We start from the raw sequence: 2,896 nt of genomic DNA, 5'->3' as shown, positions 1-2,896 counted from the left end.
ATTGACGAAGAATCCAGCCCGCCAGGAGATCCAGTGTGCCAGCGCCCCGCCGATGACCAGCCCCAGGCTGGCGCCGATGCCTGCGGTAGCGCCGTACAAGGCAACGGCCCGGGTGCGTTCACGGCCTTCCGGGAAGCTCGCGGTGAGCAGGGAGCCGCAGCTCCGCCTGCAGGCTCGGCAGGGCAGTGAAGATGACCGAGTTGTCCAGCAGGATCATGAAGTAGCTGAGGAGGATGATCGCCAGGATCGCTCCCGGATGGGAGGCTGTTGCGGGTTCAGGTTTCATGCTCTCCATGCAACCGTAATTCCATACGGACCGGGAGTCCCGGCCGTTCCGGGTAACGCCAGTGCCTCCCTTGGCCGATCGACCCGGCGTAGCGTGGATGCCATGACACACAGCGAGGACGTGCGGAAGTTCCTGACCTCCCGCCGGGCAAGGATCACCCCGGACGAGGCAGGGCTTCCCGTCTACGGCGGCAACCGGCGGGTCACCGGACTGCGCCGCGAAGAAGTCGCGATGCTCGCCGGGATGAGCATCGACTACTACATACGCCTTGAGCGCGGAAACCTCTCCGGCGCCTCGGACAGTGTCCTCGAAGCCCTCGCGCGTGCGTTGAAGCTTGACGACGCCGAAACGGCCCACCTTTTTGACCTGGCCCGTGCCGCCACCGCCTCCCCAAGGGTGAGGCGCAAGCACAGCCCGCAGACAGTGCGGCCGAGCGTGCAACGCGTCATCGATGCGATTACAGCAGCGCCGGCTTGGGTTCGCAACGATCGCGGGGATGTCCTCGCCGCCAACGAGCTGGGCCTGGCCCTGTATCTGGACATGATGGCAGAGGTGGCCACTCCGCCGAACAGCGCGCGCTTCACTTTCCTGAACCCCAAAGCGCGGGAGTTCTTCGCCGATTGGGAACGCGCAGCGGACGACATCGTCGCGGTCCTGCGCTCCACCGCCGGAAAAAACCCGTACGACAGGGACCTCACGGACCTGATCGGTGAACTCTCCACCCGCAGCGAAGAGTTCCGCACGCGGTGGGCCCGTCACGACGTGAAGTACCACCGCGCCGGCCGCAAACACCTCCACCACCCGATCGTCGGCGACCTTGACCTGAGCTTTGAAGCGCTGGAACTTCCCGCAGACCCGGGACTGCGCATCAACGTCTACACGGCTGACCCCGGGACCCCCTCCGAGGACGCACTGAAAGTCCTCGCCAGCTGGGCTGCCACCCAGCGCGACACGTCACAAATAGCGGCTCAGGGAAAGAAATGAAGGGCTGCCGCACCACGTTGTCGACCTGAGCAGCTGTGGATGATACCGTCGTCGCTGGCTAGACATTTGGGATTTCAGCACGCAATCGCAGGGGATCTATATTCCCCACTATTCACGTGAATTCCGTAATTCGTCTCAGGGGGGACAAATGAAGAAGTCTATTGCAGCGCTTGCACTTGCAGGAACAATCGTACTGGCCGGCACCGCGCCGGCCGTAGCATCCACCACCTACCCGGCGCCGGGCAATGAGTACGGAACCGTTTCTGACGGAACCATATCTCGCGGCGAATCCATCACTTTCTCCGGTAGCGGCTACATCGCCGGCGAAACAGTCAACATCACGTTCGAGCGAACCGGCGGCAAGAAGGCTTCGGACGGCGGGAGGCCCGCTCCGTCCAACTTCAGCGTGATTGCTGACGGCACCGGCGCTTTCTCAACGCCCATTACCTTCACCGACGGCGGCAACTACATGATCGGCGCTGTCGGCGCCACGTCCGGCAACAGGCGCTGGGCAGCCGTGGTTGTGAATTCCGGCAACGGCGGAGGCAACAATAACGGGGGCGGCAACCATGGCGGCGGCAACGGCAAGGGCAATTCCGGACTTGCTGCTGTTTCCAGCGTTACCGCCGCTGGCACAGCAAGTGGCGAGGCCAACACTGTTGCAGAGTCCAACCTGATCCTGTGGTCGCTGGTCGGCGCAGGCGCTTTGGCCGCGAGCGCGGCATCCACAGCGGTGATTCGCCGCCGCGCCAAGAAGTAACACGTCGCTACAAGGGCAGGTGCTTCTCCGGGAAACTGGAAAGCACCTGCCTTTGCCGCTTGTGGATGTAAGGATCGGTTATGCCTCACCGCCTGATGCTCCTTGATACGGCCTCGCTCTACTTTCGCGCCTTCTTCGGCGTGCCCGATTCGATCCGCCGCGCCGATGGCACCCCGGTAAACGCCGTTCGCGGTCTGCTGGACATGATCGCGCGGCTCGCCACCGACTATGGGGCGACACATCTGGTTGCGTGCTGGGACGAAGACTGGCGCCCGCAGTGGCGCGTGGATCTCATCCCGACGTACAAGTCGCATCGGGTGGCGGAGGCGGTCGAGGGTGCGCCCGACGTCGAAGTGGTACCGGATGCGCTGCAGCTGCAGGTTCCCATGATCCGGCAGGTCCTCCGCCTTGCGGGGATCGCCGTCGTCGGGGCTGCCTCCCATGAAGCCGACGACGTCATCGGCAGCTACGCGAGCCACGCCGGGGTTCCCGTAGACGTCGTGACGGGCGACCGGGATCTGTTCCAGGTGGTCGATGATGCCCGCCAGGTGCGCGTCATCTACACGGCGAGGGGCATGAAGAACCTTGAGGTCGTGACGGATGCCGTCGTCGTGGGCAAATATCGAGTGCTGCCCGAGCAGTACGCCGATTTCGCGACGCTACGCGGCGACGCATCGGACGGGCTGCCGGGTGTGGGCGGGATCGGTGAAAAGACGGCCGCGTCGTTGCTCGCGACGTACGGCACGCTCGACAAGTTGCTCGCTGCAGCGAGGGATCCAGGCAGCGGGCTGTCCGCGCCTGTAAGGACGAAACTCGCCGCTTCCGCCGATTATCTGGCTGTTGCGCCCGTTGTTGTGAACGTCGTG

The 2,896-nt window shown here is 64.2% G+C and carries 5 protein-coding genes; 3 read left to right on the top strand and 2 right to left on the bottom strand.

All coding sequences use genetic code 11. From position 1 onward, the window contains the following. Both AHiyo1_RS26830 and AHiyo1_RS26825 read right to left on the bottom strand, forming a co-directional pair. Positions 1-99, bottom strand: a 99-nt coding sequence (locus AHiyo1_RS26830) for a hypothetical protein (RefSeq protein ID WP_253257378.1), incomplete at its 3' end; no start/stop codon positions are given. A 19-nt stretch (positions 100-118) separates the two neighbouring features. Beyond that, positions 119-295 (bottom strand): hypothetical protein, encoded by a 177-nt coding sequence (locus AHiyo1_RS26825; protein ID WP_253257341.1) that lies wholly within the window; start codon positions 293-295, stop codon positions 119-121. 93 nt (positions 296-388) lie between these two features. Between AHiyo1_RS26825 and AHiyo1_RS13895 the strand changes: the two genes are divergently transcribed. The 3 genes from AHiyo1_RS13895 to AHiyo1_RS13885 all read left to right on the top strand — a co-directional run. Beyond that, entirely contained in the window at positions 389-1,270 is an 882-nt protein-coding gene (locus AHiyo1_RS13895) for a helix-turn-helix transcriptional regulator (protein WP_059388962.1), read from the top strand. 148 nt (positions 1,271-1,418) lie between these two features. Then, entirely contained in the window at positions 1,419-2,030 is a 612-nt protein-coding gene (locus AHiyo1_RS13890; RefSeq protein WP_059388961.1) for a hypothetical protein, read from the top strand. A gap of 80 nt (positions 2,031-2,110) precedes the next feature. Continuing rightward, positions 2,111-2,896 (top strand): 5'-3' exonuclease (locus AHiyo1_RS13885; RefSeq protein ID WP_059388960.1); only part of this gene is annotated, 786 nt, incomplete at its 3' end.

This window comes from Arthrobacter sp. Hiyo1, from assembly GCF_001263615.2.
GTDB lineage: Bacteria > Actinomycetota > Actinomycetes > Actinomycetales > Micrococcaceae > Arthrobacter.
The sequence above is the reverse complement of the archived record's forward strand: the minus strand, read 5'-3'. Positions and strand labels throughout refer to the sequence as shown.

Bases quoted from the DNA above. Each gene is read 5' to 3' on its own strand.
- AHiyo1_RS26825 (WP_253257341.1), bottom strand. From the start codon at position 295: ATGGAGAGCATGAAACCTGAACCCGCAACAGCCTCCCATCCGGGAGCG.
- AHiyo1_RS13895 (WP_059388962.1), top strand. From the start codon at position 389: ATGACACACAGCGAGGACGTGCGGAAGTTCCTGACCTCCCGCCGGGCA.
- AHiyo1_RS13890 (WP_059388961.1), top strand. From the start codon at position 1,419: ATGAAGAAGTCTATTGCAGCGCTTGCACTTGCAGGAACAATCGTACTG.